15 protein-coding genes are annotated in these 15258 nt (G+C 61.7%); 8 read left to right on the top strand and 7 right to left on the bottom strand.

The window, feature by feature from the left end:
* The first annotated feature begins 141 nt into the window (after positions 1-141).
* Complete coding sequence (locus ACSQ9D_RS03535) at positions 142-921, top strand: SDR family NAD(P)-dependent oxidoreductase (protein WP_436281179.1); 780 nt, start codon at positions 142-144, stop codon at positions 919-921.
* Between the two features lie 5 nt (positions 922-926).
* Here the strand turns inward: ACSQ9D_RS03535 and ACSQ9D_RS03540 are convergent, their stop codons facing one another.
* The gene (locus ACSQ9D_RS03540) at positions 927-1628 is read right to left on the bottom strand and encodes a helix-turn-helix transcriptional regulator (protein WP_436281180.1); all 702 of its coding nucleotides are present in this window, start codon (positions 1626-1628) and stop codon (positions 927-929) included.
* Between the two features lie 129 nt (positions 1629-1757).
* Between ACSQ9D_RS03540 and ACSQ9D_RS03545 the strand changes: the two genes are divergently transcribed.
* The 4 genes from ACSQ9D_RS03545 (at position 1758) to ACSQ9D_RS03560 (ending at position 5116) form a co-directional block, all read left to right on the top strand.
* Positions 1758-2396, top strand: a complete 639-nt coding sequence (locus tag ACSQ9D_RS03545) for a LysE family translocator (RefSeq protein ID WP_436281181.1) — start codon at positions 1758-1760, stop codon at positions 2394-2396.
* A gap of 157 nt (positions 2397-2553) precedes the next feature.
* Positions 2554-3003, top strand: a complete 450-nt coding sequence (locus ACSQ9D_RS03550; protein ID WP_436281182.1) for a c-type cytochrome — start codon at positions 2554-2556, stop codon at positions 3001-3003.
* A 97-nt stretch (positions 3004-3100) separates the two neighbouring features.
* Complete coding sequence (locus tag ACSQ9D_RS03555) at positions 3101-4018, top strand: c-type cytochrome (protein WP_436281183.1); 918 nt, start codon at positions 3101-3103, stop codon at positions 4016-4018.
* A 132-nt stretch (positions 4019-4150) separates the two neighbouring features.
* Positions 4151-5116 (top strand): hypothetical protein, encoded by a 966-nt coding sequence (locus ACSQ9D_RS03560; protein WP_436281184.1) that lies wholly within the window; start codon positions 4151-4153, stop codon positions 5114-5116.
* A 121-nt stretch (positions 5117-5237) separates the two neighbouring features.
* Here the strand turns inward: ACSQ9D_RS03560 and ACSQ9D_RS03565 are convergent, their stop codons facing one another.
* The 3 genes from ACSQ9D_RS03565 to ACSQ9D_RS03575 all read right to left on the bottom strand — a co-directional run bounded on the left by ACSQ9D_RS03565 (position 5238) and on the right by ACSQ9D_RS03575 (position 7818).
* On the bottom strand, positions 5238-5816 hold the full coding sequence (locus tag ACSQ9D_RS03565; protein ID WP_436281185.1) for a type 1 glutamine amidotransferase family protein: 579 nt from the start codon (positions 5814-5816) through the stop codon (positions 5238-5240).
* Positions 5817-6086: 270 nt separating this feature from the next.
* Positions 6087-7154 carry an IS110 family transposase gene (locus ACSQ9D_RS03570; RefSeq protein ID WP_436283758.1) on the bottom strand — a complete coding sequence of 356 codons (1068 nt, stop codon included), beginning with the start codon at positions 7152-7154 and terminating at the stop codon, positions 6087-6089.
* A 169-nt stretch (positions 7155-7323) separates the two neighbouring features.
* Complete coding sequence (locus ACSQ9D_RS03575; protein ID WP_436281186.1) at positions 7324-7818, bottom strand: N-acetyltransferase family protein; 495 nt, start codon at positions 7816-7818, stop codon at positions 7324-7326.
* 343 nt (positions 7819-8161) lie between these two features.
* Between ACSQ9D_RS03575 and dmeR the strand changes: the two genes are divergently transcribed.
* The 3 genes from dmeR (at position 8162) to bla (ending at position 10399) form a co-directional block, all read left to right on the top strand.
* Complete coding sequence (gene dmeR / locus ACSQ9D_RS03580; RefSeq protein WP_024313816.1) at positions 8162-8434, top strand: Ni(II)/Co(II)-sensing transcriptional repressor DmeR; 273 nt, start codon at positions 8162-8164, stop codon at positions 8432-8434.
* Positions 8435-8458: 24 nt separating this feature from the next.
* Positions 8459-9442: a CDF family Co(II)/Ni(II) efflux transporter DmeF gene (gene dmeF, locus ACSQ9D_RS03585; RefSeq protein ID WP_436281187.1), complete on the top strand. Its 984-nt coding sequence runs from the start codon at positions 8459-8461 to the stop codon at positions 9440-9442.
* A gap of 66 nt (positions 9443-9508) precedes the next feature.
* The gene (bla, locus tag ACSQ9D_RS03590; protein WP_436281188.1) at positions 9509-10399 is read left to right on the top strand and encodes a class A beta-lactamase; all 891 of its coding nucleotides are present in this window, start codon (positions 9509-9511) and stop codon (positions 10397-10399) included.
* Between the two features lie 73 nt (positions 10400-10472).
* On the opposite strand, the gene ACSQ9D_RS03595 is transcribed toward bla, so the two are convergent.
* The 3 genes from ACSQ9D_RS03595 to ACSQ9D_RS03605 form a co-directional block, all read right to left on the bottom strand.
* Positions 10473-10931, bottom strand: coding sequence for a hypothetical protein (locus ACSQ9D_RS03595; RefSeq protein WP_436281189.1), 459 nt, complete (start codon positions 10929-10931; stop codon positions 10473-10475).
* A gap of 116 nt (positions 10932-11047) precedes the next feature.
* Complete coding sequence (locus ACSQ9D_RS03600) at positions 11048-13387, bottom strand: glucose/quinate/shikimate family membrane-bound PQQ-dependent dehydrogenase (RefSeq protein ID WP_436281190.1); 2340 nt, start codon at positions 13385-13387, stop codon at positions 11048-11050.
* A gap of 135 nt (positions 13388-13522) precedes the next feature.
* Complete coding sequence (locus tag ACSQ9D_RS03605) at positions 13523-15025, bottom strand: protein adenylyltransferase SelO (protein WP_436281191.1); 1503 nt, start codon at positions 15023-15025, stop codon at positions 13523-13525.
* Positions 15026-15258 lie beyond the last annotated feature (233 nt).

The raw sequence follows: 15258 nt of genomic DNA on the forward strand, positions 1-15258 counted from the left end.
GGCCTTTCAAGATATGCGTCGCACAGCCATCGGCTGCAGGTCTGTTGGAGGATCAGGCAAGAAATTCGAGAGTTCCGGCATTCAACAACAGGCCCTCACAGGCGTACCGTAATGGCACCGACTCCAGCAAAGGAAGAGATCATGCCGAACGAAACTCGAGCAAATTCAGCTTCTAAGATTGCCATCGTCACCGGCGGTAGCCGTGGGCTCGGCCGCAACACGGCGATCAATCTCGCCCGTCGTGGCGTCAGCGTCATCTTCACTTATCGAGCAAATCGGGCAGAAGCGGAGGCCGTCGTTTCGGAGATCAAAGCACTCGGCGTCGACGCCATTGCTCTGCAACTGGACACCGGCCGTATCGCCGACTTCGACGCCTTCGTGGGCAAGGTAAAGGACACCCTGCAAGGCCTTGGACGGCGTGAGTTCGACTACCTCGTCAACAACGCCGGCAGCAGCTATCACGCAGCGATTGTCGAGACGACGGAAGAGGCCTTCGACGAGCTCGTCAATGTGCATCTGAAGGGCGTCTATTTCCTGACGCAGAAGCTCTTGTCGCTGATGGCCGATGGCGGGCGCATCATCAACATATCGAGCGGTCTTGCCCGCTTCGCGGTGCCGGGCATCTCTGCCTATGCGTCGATGAAGGGTGCGGTCGAGGTCTTCACCCGCTACCTCGCCAAGGAGCTCGGTCCGCGCGGCATCACGGCCAATACGGTTGCACCCGGCGCGATCGCCACTGATTTCAGCGGCGGCATGGTGCGTGACAATCCGACCTACAACAAGATGGTTGCCGATGCGACGGCGCTCGGCCGTGCCGGCGTGCCCGACGATGTCGGCCCGATGATCGCCTCGCTGCTCTCGGAGGATAACCGCTGGGTCAACGGCCAGCGCATCGAAGTCTCCGGCGGCACATACCTCTGATCCGCTCAAGCGGTTGCGGCGGCCGGCGGGTTCAGCCACTCGCTCGTCCACAGCTGCCGCAACCGGTCGCCTTCGCCCCGGAAATAAGCGTCGGCCGCCTCGCAGTTCTCCACCCGGTCGCTGCGGAAATTGCGGATCGCCTGGCGCAGCTCGCACCAGGCCACGATGTTGGCAGTCTGCGAATAATAGATGAGCGCGATCGGCTGGATGCTGCGCTCGGTCGCGCGGCCAAGTTCGTCACGATAGTCGAGCACCAGCTTCTGCTCGTCGCGGATGGCGCGGCGAACAAGACCAAGATCAAGGCCTGCCGGAGATTGGGCAACCGATCCCCAGGCATAGAGCGCTTTTCGTTCCATCGCCTGGCGCAGCGGCGCCGGTACGGAGCCGGCAATCTTCTGGTTGACGCTCTTGGCTGCCCGCTTGAGTTCCTCGTCGCCGGTCCGCTCGAGCAAGGCCAGTGACAAGACGATTGCCTCCATTTCCTCGACCGAGAACATCAGCGGCGGCAGGTCGAAGCCGGGTCGCATGATGTAGCCGATGCCGCGACCCCCCTCGATCGGGACGCGCATCGCCTGCAAGGCGGCGATATCGCGATAGATCGAGCGTACGGTCACCTCAAGCGTCTCGGCCATGGCCGCCGCTGTCATCGGCTTGCTCGCCAGTCGCAGGATCTGGATGATCTCGAAAAGCCGTGAGGCCTTGCGCATTTTTCGCCTCCGTCGGTCTAGGCTCCTGACAATACACTGTCAGTTGGATCATCGTATAGCTCTCACTATCGAATTGAAAATCAACAAGGTCCCAAAGATCGACCTTGAACTGGATAGCGGGCAACTGACATGACTTACAGCGAAAATCTCTGGCTCTATTTCACCCTCCTCTTCGGCATCATCGTCGTTCCCGGCATGGACATGCTCTTCGTGCTGGCGAATTCGCTGACCGGCGGCAGGCGTACAGGCATTGCCGCGACTGCCGGCATCATGGCAGGCGGCGCAGTGCATTCGCTCTATGGCGCGATCGGCGTCGGCGTGCTTGCAATCCTCTTGCCGACGCTGTTCAATCCGCTGCTTTTTGCCGGCGCCGCCTACATGGCCTGGATCGGCTACACGCTGATGCGCAGTTCGATCACCGTCGATTCCGTCGGCGCTGGCGGCCTGCGCTCGGGCTGGCGGGCCTTTCGCCAGGGTGCGGCAACCTGCCTGATGAATCCCAAGGCCTATCTCTTCATGATCGCCGTCTATCCGCAGTTCCTGAAGCCCATCTACGGGCCGATCTGGGCGCAGGGCCTCGTCATGGGCTTCATGACCATGGCGACCCAGGCTGCCGTCTACGGGACGCTGGCGCTGACGGCGGCGCGAAGCCGCAATTTGCTGGTGTCCAATCCCAAGGCGACGATCCTCGTCGGCCGGATCGCCGGCGGCCTCCTGATCGCTGTTTCGATCCTCACGGCATGGCACGGTTGGCGCGCGCCGTCGTGAGGCACTCCGTGTGAAGCGATTTAGAAGCCTGTCTTTTCCTGAAATCCTTGAAATCTCACCCACTTGTTACTTTTTGGGGCGGAAAAATTTGCAATGATGCCGCGCGCCTAGCGAAGCGCCGGGCTTTGCCGACCTGTTATCAAAGAGGAGTGGAGACATGAGACTGAAAACTATAGCCGCAGCACTGCTGGTCGCCGGCCTGGGGGTCGTAGGCGTTGCCATTGCAGAGGAGGACGGCACGCACGAAGCGCGTTCTGCGCTGATGAAGAAGGTCGGCGGCGCGGCAGGGGCGATGACTGCAATCGCCAAGGGCGAGAAGCCCTACGACGCAGAGGTGGTGAAGGCTGCGCTGATGACGATCTCGGAAACCGCAAAGGTTTTCCCGGATCAGTTTAAGGCTGGCACCGAAAAGGGGGATAAGGCGGCAAGTCCGAAGATTTGGGAAGATCATGCGGACTTCAAGGCCCGCGCAGCGAAGCTTTCAGCCGATGCCGACAAGGTCCTCGCCCAGCTTCCGGCTGACGCAGCCGGTGTCGGGGGCGCTCTGAAGACGCTTGGCGGCAACTGCGGCGGCTGTCATGAGAAATTCCGCATAAAGACCGAATAGCGATCCTGGCATTTCAGTCAAACGATCCGCGCCCGCCTTGTCGCTGGTGCGGATCGTTTTATGTGTTCAACAAAGCTATTGGCAACAGGAGCGGTGAATGTTCCGCAGGTTCGTCCGGTATTTGCTCTGTCTCGTCGGTGTTGTCGTCATTGGCGGAGCGGTCTTCTACTTCATCACCGCGCCCAATCCGCTTCCCGATGATCATTGGGCCAACCTTGGTGAACCCGATCTGAAGAACGGCGAAATGGTCTTCTGGACAGGTGGCTGTGTCAGCTGCCACGCTGCGCCGAGATCGGAAGGCGACGCCAAGCTCACGCTCTCGGGCGGCCTGGCGTTGAAAAGTCCCTTCGGCACCTTCCACGTGCCCAACATCTCGCCTGACGAGAAGGCCGGTATCGGGACATGGACGCTGGCGCAGTTCGGCAATGCCATGAAGCGCGGCGTCGCGCCCAACGGACAGCATCTCTACCCGTCCTTCCCCTACAATTCCTACGCCCGGATGAGCGACACGGATGTCAACGATCTCTTCGGCTATCTGAAGACGCTGCCGAAGAGCGGCAACGTCGCCCCGCCGCACGAATTGCCTTTCCCTTACAACATCCGGCTGGCGTTGGGCGGTTGGAAGTTCCTCTATTTCAACGACGAGCCACGTGTCGCGCTTTCGGCCAATGTCGACGACAAGATCAAGCGCGGGCAGTATCTGGTCGAAGGGCCCGGCCATTGCGGCGAGTGCCATACGCCGCGCGATCGGCTCGGCGGGTTCGAGGGCGACAAATGGCTGGCGGGTGCGCCAAACCCGGAAGGTCGGGGCAGGATCCCCAACATCACGCCGGGTTCGAAAGCCGTCGGCTCATGGAGCCAGGAGGATATCGCCAACTATCTGGAAACCGGCTTCACGCCCGACTTCGATACGGCGGGTGGCTCGATGGCTGAGGTGCAGCGTAACCTCGCCCACCTGCCGAAACCGGAACTCGAGGCGATCGCAGCCTACGTGAAGGCGGTTCCGAACCGTTAATATTAGCAATATCTCAAAAATGCCGCATTGCAGCACTCCACTGGGTCGTGCGCACTGAACGCCCAGTGGCGAACCCTTTCGAGGTTCGCTTTCCGAACGACGCCCATCAACGTCTTCCGAAAGGACAGCTGCATGCACATCACGTCGGCCAACCCTGCAGATGATCTGGAGTCCGTAGCCCGCAAGGGCGGCAAATTGCGGCGCATGGCGGTGCGGATACCGACTTACATTGCGGATATCCGCGAGAATCCAGCCTGGCTGCCGATGTTCCTGCTGGCGCGAACGATACCGGGACGCAAGGCGCATTGGCTGACTGCACGGCGCAGCAATGGCGCGATCGAGAATCTGCCGACGCTTTTCACGGGCGTGGATCATGGAAGCGCCGTCGCGGCGCTGAGGCGCGATGGGATATTCCCCAACCTGACGCTGCCCGAGGCGATCACCCGTGACATCGCCAGCTTTGCAAGCACAACCCCATGCTTCGGCAATTTCGATCGGCAAATCGAGTTTCGGGCGTCGGATCATCGCGACGCAGAGCAGCAATGGGGACGGCCGATCCTGAGCGGCCACCACTTCGAGCGGGCCCTTGATTGCCCCGCGGTTCGTGCGGTCCAGCGCGATCCGGTCCTGTCGGAAATCGCACGCTGTTATCTGGGTGCCCAAGCCCGCCTGATTACCACCCGCATCTGGTGGAGTTTTCCCACGAGGGCCGGAGAGGCCGACCGCAGCCTGGCGTCGCTGGACAAGTATCACTTCGATCTCGACGACTGGCGAATGCTGAAGTTCTTCTTCTATCTCGTCGACGTCGACGAAGGCACCGGTCCGCATGTCTATGTCAGGGGTAGCCACAACAAGCGCCGCGTCAAGCACCAATTGACCCTTCTGGTCGGCCATCCCGCGCATGAAATCCTGGATTTCTACGGGAAGGAGAGCGTGACGACGCTGACCGGCGCGGCAGGCTTCGGCTTCGTCGAAGATCCGTTCGGTTTTCATATGGGCACGGTCGCCAAGACGAAGCCGCGCCTGATGATGGAGGTGGGCTTTGGTGTTTCCAAGCCGTCGCGCCGCCGCTTCCACGGCGAGCCGGTACTACGGTGAACTCAGCGCGCCGGCGCCGCTAACGCATGTCCCCCGAAAGTGGGCGCCGGTCTCGGGATAAAGACATGCGTGACAACAAAAAATAAAGTGCAATAAGCGAACCCAAAAGATCGCGACGCGCTTAGGCCGCTTTCGGCTGGTGCTCGGCACCGAACATCAGCACGTACTGGTCCAGTTCGTCGCCGGCATGTCCAAGCGCGCGGTAGATTTCCGCTGCAAAGGTCATCGGTGCCGATCCGGGCGCCGTCACCAGCTTTCCGTCACGCACGGCCTGCGGGGTATCCTTGTAACGGGAGTGGCCGGTGTAGCCGGGCGCAGCTGCAATAAAATTGGCGGCATTGCTGGTATGGTCGATGGCATTCAGCGCTCCGGCGCGGGCAAGGGCCAGCGTTGCGCCGCAAATCCCGGCGACGAGCTTGTCGTGGGCGATGAAGTCGTCGATCACCTGTTTGAGGTCAGGCGCCTTCTCCGTTTCCCAGATCGTTCCGCCGCAGAGCACGAGGCCGTCGAAGGCGTTGGCATGCAGATTTTCGGCGGCGGTATCGGCCGCGACGCGCATACTGCCCATCGAGCGCACTTCCTCGCCGTCGGGCGTTGCGATCACCACGTCGAAGCCGAAGTAGGAGCGTGCGGAGGCCGTCAGTTGCGCGACCTCCCAGTCGGCGAATCCGTCGGTCAGCACGATTGCAAGTCGGGTCATCGATTTCTCCAATGAAAGAACGCAAGGGGCAAAACGCCTTCAATTAGCGGCTTTCCTTGGGTTCGGTTTCGTTTTGACCGGCGTTCTCGCCGATCGGCCAAGTCTTCCTTTCCGCGGGACAGAATGTTTCCGTCCTGCGGTTCTCGAACCATTCTCCAATGCGTGCCCTAATGCCGCTTCTGGCTTCGGTCACAGGGTGGCGTTCGGCTCCCGGTTTCCCATTCTCCTTGATGAGCGCAGCCCAGTCCTGCCGGGCTCGCTAGAAACCGATCAGGACAACCGGGATATCATCGACGCGCCTTCCCTGGGGCTCGTGCCGCGCGGCTGATAGGCGCGCTGGTCACGCAGGATCTGGAAGGCGATCGTCAAAAGCTTGCGCGCGATCGCAACACGCGCCTTGTTCACTCCTCTGAACTTCAGGTGTTCATACTGGGCGCGAAGCTGCGCATCGCTGGCGATGGCAGGGGTGACGGCTTCAACAAAGGCCCAGCGCAGCCACTTGTTGCCCTGCTTGATGATCTTGCCGTGAAAGGTCTTGCCGCCGGAGGAATAGGTCGAGGGCACCAGCCCGGCATAGGCGGCGAGCTTCTTCGGGTTACTGAACCGCGCTATGTCGTCGATCTCCGCGTCGATCAATCGGGCAAAGAACTCGCCGATGCCGGGGATCGTCTTCAACAGCTTCACATTGGCATTGGCCTTGGTCATTGCCCGGATCGTTGCTTCCGACTGTTTGATGCGCACGTCGATGTCGCCGATGAATTCGAGGCCACGATTGATCTGGATGCGGTCGATCTCTGAGACGTTCACTTGAGCCAGCTGGATGCGGCCGGCCCTGCCGAACAGATCGCCGAGCTTCTTCAGCTGCGCCGTCTGCTCCGGATAGCGATCAAATACCGTGACGATGCGGTTTTTGGTCATCGTGCGCAGCCGCACGTAAAACATCCGCTCGCGCAGCGCGACGCGAAGGTCTCGCGATCTCTCGCTGGGTGCCCAGGCCTCCGGTACCAGATCGGCTCTGAGCAGATGCGCCAGCACCGTCGCATCGATCTTGTCGGTCTTGATCTTGGCGTCGGCAATCGCCTTGACCTTCAAGGGATGGGCGAGAACGACATCATCGCAAATGTCGTCGAGCCAGTCGTACATCACCATCCAGTTGCGGGTCGCCTCGACAACCGCGTGGCTGTTCTCGCGGTAGCGTTCGAGAAACCCGCCGAGCGACTGACGGTCGTTCTTAACACGGCCAGAGCGCAGCGTTTTGCCTGCCGAATCCTGCACCACCAGGTGGCTATAGGATTTGTGGTAGTCCACGCCGATATGGTAATCATAAGAGGCAGTCATGCTTCCAACTCCCTTATTGAGATTTGCAAAACCCCAATAGGATAAGCCGAAAGGCTGGAAGTGTGACTGTCCCTCGATCATCCACTGCATCTCGGTGATCCGTTCTCTCAGCGGCCGCGGCCTCTTTCATGCCAGCTCCTTGCCGAGCGTGCGCAGTGGCCAATGCCGCTCATGCCAAAGCCTGCATATAGCGCATGCCAGTGACCGGGCGAGGCACGAAGTCCATGTTCTCGTAGAAGCGATGGGCCTGCACGTTGCCGGTGGCGGCGCTGACCGAGAGATAGCCGCAGCCGGCACTGCGAGCCGTGTCGCGGGCGCGGTTGACGAGATGCTGGCCGACGCCATGGCCACGATGGCCGTCGCGCACGAAGAGATGGTGCAGATCCATGCCGCGCGCACCGTCCTGCGCCCTGTAGAGCGGTACGAGGATCGCGTAACCGATCAGGCGTTCGCCGGTCTCGGCAACGAGGGCGCTGATCCACGGCACGGGGCCGAAGAGGTCACGCTCGAGCTGCTCCGGGCTCGAGGCGGAAGCATCGCCGTGGTGTTTGGCGAGCAGGGCGATCATTTCGGTGAGTTCGGGCAGATCGCGCGGTTTGGCGGCGCGGATATTGATCACCGGCGGGCGCATCAATGAGACTTCGCTGTCTTCGATTTCAACCATGGTCTTCGCGTCCTTTGTGGTTTTCTGCCGTCAGGACGCTGCCGATACAACAAAGCCGCCTGACGGCGGCTTGTTGACAATATGATCTGTCCGGCCGCCCCTTACAGGTACAGCCAAAAATACGTGCTGGTGAGGTGCGCGTTCTTGATCATGCGTCGATAGATCGTCCAGAACGCGCCGTTTGTCAATGGGGTTTACGCGCGGGCGCCGGGAAGCGCGCAGCGTCCTTCGACGCAGCCGCCATCGACCGCTTCGCGGGTGGCATCGGAAGCGCCTGCGCCAGCTACTTTTCATCAGCCTCATATTGATATAGGGTACCCCCCTATACTAAATGGATGAAACTATGTCGCACACCACGCACCACAAGAAAAAGCTGATGGCCCGCGTCAGCCGCCTGAAAGGCCAGCTGGAGGCCGTCGAGCGAGCCCTGGAGGCAGAGCGGCCCTGCGGAGAGATTTTGCAGCTGCTTGCCTCCATTCGCGGTGCGCTGAACGGCTTAACCGGGGAGGTGTTGGACGATCATCTCCACGAGCATGTCCTGCATGCCGCGGATGAGAAGGCCCGGACGGAAGCGGTCGAGGAAATATCCGAAGTCCTGCGGACCTACATTCGCTGAGAACACCGACATGAGGAGCGTGCAATGACTGCACAGACGGAAACACTTGAGCACGACCACGTTTTCCTGGGCGCGGACCACGACGGCAACGCCCGCCGTGTCTGGTTCGTCATCGCCCTGACCGCCGTCATGATGGTGGTCGAGATCGGTGCCGGAACTTACTACGGTTCGATGGCGCTGGTGGCTGATGGCTGGCATATGTCGACCCATGCCAGCGCTCTGCTGATCTCTGCAGTCGCCTACCTCTATGCGCGCCGGCAGGCACACAATCCCCGCTTCACCTTCGGCACCGGCAAGCTCGGCGACCTCGCAGGCTTCGCCAGCGCCATCATCCTGGCGCTGATTGCGCTCTTGATGGCCTGGGAGAGCTTTTTGCGCATCTCCCACCCCGTACCGATCAGCTTCGAGCAGGCGATCGGCGTCGCTGTCGTCGGCCTGCTGGTCAATCTGGCCAGCGCCTGGCTCCTGAAGGACGGCCATACCGGCCACAGCCACGGTCATTCCCACCATCACGAGCACCATCATCACCACGATCACGGCGATCATGCCCATCATGGCGACCATGCCCATTCCGCACATGCCTTAGACAACAACATGCGTGCCGCCTATGTCCATGTCATTGCCGATGCGCTGACGTCGGTGCTCGCGATTGCCGCGCTGTTGCTCGGCAGTCTTTATGGCTGGCTCTGGCTCGACCCGCTGATGGGCATCGTCGGCGGCCTGATCATTGCCCAATGGTCCTGGGGCCTGATGAAGTCGTCGGGCCGCGTGCTGCTCGACGTTGTGCCGAAGGAGGTGGATCTGCAGTATGAGATTCGTTCGGCGCTGGAAACGGGCGGGGCGCGGATCACCGATCTTCACGTCTGGCAAGTCGGACCCGGCCATCATGCGGCGATCGTTGCACTCCTCGCGCCGCAGCCCGAAAGCCCGGCCTTCTACAAGGCGAAGCTCGAGCCTCTTGCAGGTCTATCGCACGTCACGGTCGAGGTCTCCTCAGCAGCCGCTTGACGCGACTCATCGGGGCCACAATCAGTCTCTAGCCCTGTCTCTATTGATTCAGGCAGAGGACTTTTCATGCGCGGCTTTTCAATCCGCCGCCGGACACTACTGGGTTCGGCACTGCTTTCGCCCGCCTTGCTCCTGCCGCGTGTTGCGCGGTCGGAAGACAGCGATGATGAAATCAATCGGCGGATCGGTGCACTCGAGAAGGCGATCGGTGGTCGTATCGGTGTATCGGCCATCGACACGCAGACCAACATTTCGTTCGGCCATCGCGAAACCGAGCGCTTTCCTCTCAGCAGCACGTTCAAGGTCCTGGCCGCGGGCCTTGTGCTTGCGCGGGTAGACAAGGGGCAGGAGACTCTCGAGAGGCGCGTCGTCTACGACCAGGACAAGCTCGTCACCTACTCGCCCGAGACCGAAAAACACGTCGGCGGCGAGGGCATGAGCCTCAGTGAACTCTGCGAAGCGGCGATCACGCTGAGCGACAATACGGCCGGCAACTTGCTGTTGGAAAGCTTCGGCGGCCCTCCCGAGCTCACCAAATGGCTGCGTACGCTAGGCGACCGTTCGACAAGGCTCGACCGCTGGGAAACGGCACTGAACGAAGCCAAGGACGGCGACCCGCAGGACACGACGACGCCCGATGCAATGGTCGACACGCTCGGCAACCTCGCGCTTGGCTCGGCGCTATCGGAGCCGTCGCGCGACAAGCTGACGCAATGGATGGTGGCGAATACGACGGGTGGCGCGCGCCTGCGCGCCGGCCTTCCGGGCGCCTGGAGGATCGGCGACAAGACCGGCACCGGAAACAACGGCAGCGCCGCCGATATCGCTGTCGTCTGGCCGCCCGGCCACGGCGCGATCCTCGTTGCAGCTTATGTGACACAGGCCAAGGCGCCATTGTCCGAGATCAACAAGGTCTTCGCCGAGGTTGGCAGGATCGTGGCCGATATGGTCGGATAAAGCCTGTCCGTCAAAGAGATGCGACGGAAACGTGAATCTCCGTCGCATCGATCGGAATCAGTTTGTGAAGGCCTCAGACGCTGATAATCGCGTCGGCGCTCGGCTTATCCTTGCTGTCGTCGTCGCCGGTCAGCTGTCGCTTCAGTTCGTCCGCGATCTGCTTTTCGATCGCCTCGCGTTCTTCCGGCGGCATCGCCGCGAGATCGTCTTCGCTGATCCCGAGCCGCTCGAGAATCTGCGCGCGGATGCGCTCCGCCGGCGTCATGTTGGCGAGATCCGTGAACTCGGAGACAACAGCGTCATGGCGCGCTTTTGCGAGATCCTCGGTGCCATCCATGGTCACCATGCCGCTGCTCTGCAGCGCCCACATCGTGCTGGAGATTGAGGTCGGCGTGCTGCTTGGCTGAAGTGCCGCGCCTCTTTGGCGAACGCTCATCTCGGCATTACTGGACTGTTGCTTGTTGCGCTGGCCCGACTGGCCGAAGAGGTTGGTCAATCCATAGGTGCTGGAAATGCTACTGCCGATCTTCATGAAAATTCTCCCTGAAACAATGCGCGGGAGAATGGCGTGGCAGACATGCCTGGAGCTTGCCTCCACGGGCTCGGACGGCGGCCTATAGAGGCGGCCGTCCGTCTCGCGTCCCGAGTTCAGGGCAGGGCGTAGCCGATCACGTAGTCGCCGGGCTTGGTGCCGATCGAGCCGTGTCCGCCGGCGACCATGACGACGAACTGCTTGTTGTCGCTGGTCGTATAGGTCATCGGTGTCGCCTGGCCACCGGCCGGCAGGCGGGCTTGCCAAAGCTGGTTGCCGTTCGTCACGTCATAGGCGCGCAGAAAGTTGTCGACCGCGGCCCCGAGGAAGGCAACGCCGCCTCTCGTCAGGATCGGGCCGCCGATACCGGGCACGCCAACCTTGAAGGGCAACGGCAGCGGCGTCATATCGTAGACGGTGCCGTTCCTGTGCTTGTAAGCGATCTTTCCGGTACGCAAGTCGGCGCCGGTGACATAGCCCCATGGCGGCGCCTGGCAGGGGATACTCAACGGGCCGAGGAACGGTCCCATGAAGACGCCATAGGGCGCACCGTCGTTGCGGTTGAGACCCTGTTCGCTACCTTTCTCGTCCTGGCCTCTGGGCGGAATGTCGGCCGCCGGCACAAGTCGCGAGGTGAAGGCGAGATAGGTCGGCATGCCGAACATGATCTGCCGCTCGGGATCGACCGCCACGCTGCCCCAGTTGAAGGTGCCGAAATTGCCGGGGTAGATGATGGAGCCCACCAATGACGGCGGGGTGTAGCGGCCTTCATACTTGTAGCGGTGGAACTGGATGCGGCAGGCGAGCTGATCGAACAGCGAGATCCCCCACATGTCCTTTTCCTGCAGCGGCGGCGGCGAGAAGGTGAGGTCGGAGATCGGCTGCGTTGGCGACGTGTGGTCTTCAGGGATCGCGCCGCCCGGGGCGGGTATCTCCCTGAACGGGATGATCGCCTCGCCGGTGCGCCGATCGAGCACATAGATGTCACCCTGCTTGGTCGGGGCAACGAGCGCCGGCACGGACGTTCCGTCGGACTTCGTCATGTCGAACAGCACGGGTTGGGCGGGAACGTCCATGTCCCACAGGTCGTGGTGCACGAACTGCTGGACCCATTTCACTTGCCCAGTGGCGATGTCGAGTGCGACGATCGAGGAGGAGTATTTCTCGACATGGGCGCTGCGGTTGATGCCGAGCTGGTCGGGTACCTGGTTGCCGAGCGGGATGTAGACCATGCCTAGACCGTCATCGACACTGAAGACGGACCAGCTATTCGGAGAGTTGGTGGTGTAGGTCTGGCCTTCGGGCAGCGGCGTGGTGACATCAGGATTGCCAGAATCCCAGTTCCAGATGAGCGCGCCGGTATTGATGTCGTATGCGCGGATAACGCCGGACTGCTCCTTTGTGGAATAGTTGTCGTTGACGGCGCCGCCGACGATCAGCTTGCCGGCGACCGCGACCGGCGGCGATGTCGAATAGTAGTAGCCGGCCGGATTGTACTGCATGCCTTTTTCGAGATGCAGCACGCCATCTTCGGCAAAGCTCGTGCAGATCTGGCCGTTTGCGGCATCGAGCGCAATCAGCCTGGCGTCCGAGGTCGGAAGAAACACACGCTCGGAGCAGGCAGAGCCGGGGGCTGCTGCCGTGTCGCGATAGTAGGTGACGCCGCGGCAGGTCTGATGCTGGCGGTTCGGGTTCATGCCGGAGTTGGAATCGTATTTCCATTTCTCTTTGCCGGTTTTGGCATCGAGCGCGATTGCCCAATTGTGTGGCGTGCAGAGGTACAGCGTGTCGCCGACTTTCAGCGGCGTCACCTGATAGGTGGTTTCGCCGACATCCTCGGGTCGCTTCACATCACCGGTCTGGTAGCGCCAGACCTCCTTGAGATCCTTGACGTTGGTGACATTGATCTGGTCAAGCGGCGAGTAGCGCTGGCCGAAGGGTGTGCGGCCGTATTGATGCCACTCTTCGTCGGGCACAACACCGCCGAAGGTCGCGGGGCTAGTTACGGCCTCGGTCGGCAAATTGCCCGTGATCCGGTGCGGATCGGTGGTCATCGAATAGCCGGCGATCGCAATCCCAATCACAACCGGTATGGCGAGCGGCCAGGGGTTTGCCCCATAGGAGATCCCGGTCGGGCTGAGAAAGCCGAGCGGCCGGCGGATCCAGGGCGTGAGCAACCACAAGCCGAGAAGAATGATCAATCCACCGCGCGGTCCAAGCTGCCACCAGTCGAAGCCGACTTCCCAGATCGCCCAAGCCAGCGCCACAATGACGAGCGTCGCGTAGACCCATAAGGCGGCCGCTCGGCGCATCAGAAGCAGGATGGCGGTCAGCAGGAACATGGCGCCTGCGAAGGCATAAAAGAAGCTGCCGCCGAGCATGACGAGCCAAAGACCGCCGCCGCCGAGCGCAAGGCCAATCAGGATGAAAAGAATGGAAGTAATGACGATTGCCATATGGGAAGACTCCCGCTGAGGTTAGCCGGGTGCGATCAGAACGCGAAAAATGTCCGCAAATCAGCGAGATAGGGCGGTCGCAACCGCCGTCAACTGCGACCATAGGTGTCAGGATGGAGAAAGGTTCGCGTGAGATCACGTACCGCAGAAGGTCTGCAGCACGCGTTCCTCCGGCTCCGGCGGCGCGATGTAGGCCGCAAAGCCTGGTTGATCGTCATAGGGCTTGGCGAGCACGGCAAGCAGCGCCTCGAAGAGCGAGAAGTCCGCATCTTCGACCGCCGCATTGATAGCCTGCTCGATGCGGTGGTTGCGCGGAATGAAGGCGGGATTGACAGCGCGCATTGCCGCCGCGCGGTCGTCCTTTCTCCGGCTATCGTCACGCCAGAGGCGCTCGCGCCAGCCGGCGAGCCATTCGCGCGCCGCATCGGGTTCGCGGAACGTCGACAGGAACAATGCCTCGCCATCTCCTGATCCTGAGGCGTCGCAGAGCCGGCGGAAGGCAAGGGTAAAGTCGGCCTGTTGCGCCTGCATCGCGGCAAGCAGCGATTGAATGAGCTCCAGGTCGCCGTCCTCGACGGTCGCCAGGCCGATCTTCTCGCGCATGCCGCGCAGCCAATGGATCTGGAAGCGCTCGCCATATTGCTGGATCACGGTGTTGGCGAGCTCGACGGCCTTTTCCGCATCCGCATCGATGAGCGGCAGCAGCGTTTCTCCGAGCCGCGCCAGGTTCCATTGGCCGATGCCCGGCTGATTGGCATAGGCGTAGCGCCCGTGCTGGTCGATCGAGGAAAACACCGTGCCGGGATTGTAGGCGTCCATGAAGGCGCAGGGGCCGAAATCGATCGTCTCGCCCGAAATGGCCATGTTGTCGGTGTTCATCACGCCGTGGATGAAGCCAATATGCAGCCACTTGGCGATCAACGCCGCCTGTCGCTCGCAAACGGCTTCGTAGAGGGCAATATAGGGGTTGTCCCGGTCCTTGAGTTCCGGATAGTGCCGGTCTATCACATAGTCGGCGAGCGCCCGTACGCCGTCCGTATCACCGCGGGCGGCGAAAAACTGGAAGGTGCCGACGCGGATATGGCTCGCCGCAACGCGGGTGAACACTGCGCCCGGCAGGATGCTCTCACGGTAGACGGGCTGGCCGGTCGAAACTGCGGCAAGCGCTCGGGTCGCCGGTACGCCGAGCGCATACATCGCCTCGCTGACGATGTATTCCCGAAGCACCGGTCCGAGCGCCGCGCGGCCATCGCCGCGGCGGGAGTAAGGCGTCTGGCCCGCGCCCTTCAGCTGGATATCACGGCGCTGACCATGGTGGTCGATGACCTCGCCAAGCAGGATCGCCCGCCCGTCGCCGAGCAGCGGCACGAAGGAGCCGAACTGGTGCCCGGCATAGGCCATCGCCAGCGGATCGGCGCCATCAGGCACGAGGTTGCCCGAGAAGATCGCAGCGCCGTCGCGCCTGAGCATCTCGACATCGAGGCCGAGTTCCGCCGCGAGAGGCTCGTTCAGCTTGATCAGCCACGGCTCGGCCACCTGCGAGGGGACCTGGCGCGTGAAGAATTGCTGCGGCAACCGCGCATAGCTGTTGTCGAAGGTGAATGGCCGCGAGGTGGACGTGTTCGGAATGATGGTCATATGTTCTAGGTAGGGCTCCGGTATGCATGACGCAAGCGGCCGAAGCCTTTGCCTTGGATGGAGCGGCCGGTCCGATTGTGGTCGCGGCTGCCGCGACAGCGCCCGAGTCCATCGCCACGCGCCGCCGCGACATCTCGCTCAAACGCAAATGCTGCACAACGCCCAGCCATTCCATGTGGGCACGGCTGCCCTTCCATATAAGCATAACGACGCCACATTTGCGGGCGTATACA

This window comes from Rhizobium sp. LjRoot258 (assembly GCF_964254185.1).
Taxonomy (GTDB): domain Bacteria; phylum Pseudomonadota; class Alphaproteobacteria; order Rhizobiales; family Rhizobiaceae; genus Rhizobium.

What these genes read in the sequence shown, in the direction of transcription:
- ACSQ9D_RS03570 (WP_436283758.1), bottom strand. Translation starts at nt 7,154, where the DNA reads ATGACTGCCTCTTATGATTACCATATCGGCGTGGACTACCACAAATCC.
- ACSQ9D_RS03565 (WP_436281185.1), bottom strand. Translation starts at nt 5,816, where the DNA reads ATGACCCGACTTGCAATCGTGCTGACCGACGGATTCGCCGACTGGGAG.
- ACSQ9D_RS03575 (WP_436281186.1), bottom strand. Translation starts at nt 7,818, where the DNA reads ATGGTTGAAATCGAAGACAGCGAAGTCTCATTGATGCGCCCGCCGGTG.
- ACSQ9D_RS03540 (WP_436281180.1), bottom strand. Translation starts at nt 1,628, where the DNA reads ATGCGCAAGGCCTCACGGCTTTTCGAGATCATCCAGATCCTGCGACTG.
- ACSQ9D_RS03535 (WP_436281179.1), top strand. Translation starts at nt 142, where the DNA reads ATGCCGAACGAAACTCGAGCAAATTCAGCTTCTAAGATTGCCATCGTC.
- ACSQ9D_RS03595 (WP_436281189.1), bottom strand. Translation starts at nt 10,931, where the DNA reads ATGAAGATCGGCAGTAGCATTTCCAGCACCTATGGATTGACCAACCTC.
- ACSQ9D_RS03550 (WP_436281182.1), top strand. Translation starts at nt 2,554, where the DNA reads ATGAGACTGAAAACTATAGCCGCAGCACTGCTGGTCGCCGGCCTGGGG.
- bla (WP_436281188.1), top strand. Translation starts at nt 9,509, where the DNA reads ATGCGCGGCTTTTCAATCCGCCGCCGGACACTACTGGGTTCGGCACTG.
- dmeF (WP_436281187.1), top strand. Translation starts at nt 8,459, where the DNA reads ATGACTGCACAGACGGAAACACTTGAGCACGACCACGTTTTCCTGGGC.
- ACSQ9D_RS03545 (WP_436281181.1), top strand. Translation starts at nt 1,758, where the DNA reads ATGACTTACAGCGAAAATCTCTGGCTCTATTTCACCCTCCTCTTCGGC.
- ACSQ9D_RS03560 (WP_436281184.1), top strand. Translation starts at nt 4,151, where the DNA reads ATGCACATCACGTCGGCCAACCCTGCAGATGATCTGGAGTCCGTAGCC.
- dmeR (WP_024313816.1), top strand. Translation starts at nt 8,162, where the DNA reads ATGTCGCACACCACGCACCACAAGAAAAAGCTGATGGCCCGCGTCAGC.
- ACSQ9D_RS03555 (WP_436281183.1), top strand. Translation starts at nt 3,101, where the DNA reads ATGTTCCGCAGGTTCGTCCGGTATTTGCTCTGTCTCGTCGGTGTTGTC.
- ACSQ9D_RS03600 (WP_436281190.1), bottom strand. Translation starts at nt 13,387, where the DNA reads ATGGCAATCGTCATTACTTCCATTCTTTTCATCCTGATTGGCCTTGCG.
- ACSQ9D_RS03605 (WP_436281191.1), bottom strand. Translation starts at nt 15,025, where the DNA reads ATGACCATCATTCCGAACACGTCCACCTCGCGGCCATTCACCTTCGAC.